Origin of the sequence: Vibrio sp. OPT46 (assembly GCF_015163535.1) — a bacterium.
In the GTDB taxonomy this organism is placed as follows: Bacteria; Pseudomonadota; Gammaproteobacteria; order Enterobacterales; family Vibrionaceae; genus Vibrio; species Vibrio alginolyticus.
Genome location: NZ_JADDYG010000705.1, coordinates 1 through 359 on the forward strand (window position 1 = coordinate 1; position 359 = coordinate 359).

Annotated in this window: 1 pseudogene; it reads left to right on the forward strand. The window is 33.7% G+C overall.

Annotated features, from left to right (window positions below):
• Window positions 1-210: 210 nt before the first annotated feature.
• A pseudogene (locus IQR33_RS34375) lies at window positions 211-359 on the forward strand (MBL fold metallo-hydrolase); the annotation flags it as partial.

Sequence of the window (359 nt, forward strand, 5' to 3'; positions counted from 1 at the left end):
GCTTCAATTGAGTTCATTTATTTAACCTCTAAAAGAATCATGAATACATAGGCAGTTAATGGGATTCGAGTTTACAAGTGATTCGGTCAGCTAAAACTCAAGCTAAGTAGAAAGTATTTGCAGTTGTATTTGCCTCTGAAAATCGTTTAGAGCTTTCTCATCCGCGAAGTTCTATAAGAAATTATTAAGGATATATTTGTGTGCGATTTCGTGAAAAAAATTATTGTAGGTTTACTTTTCAGTGCTTCGTCTTTTGCTTCCTTAAGTCAATATGTTCCAGCAATGAATGATAAGAACGGTTATGTAGAACCATTTCAAATGTTTGATAATGTCTATTATGTAGGAGACAAGTGGGTCTC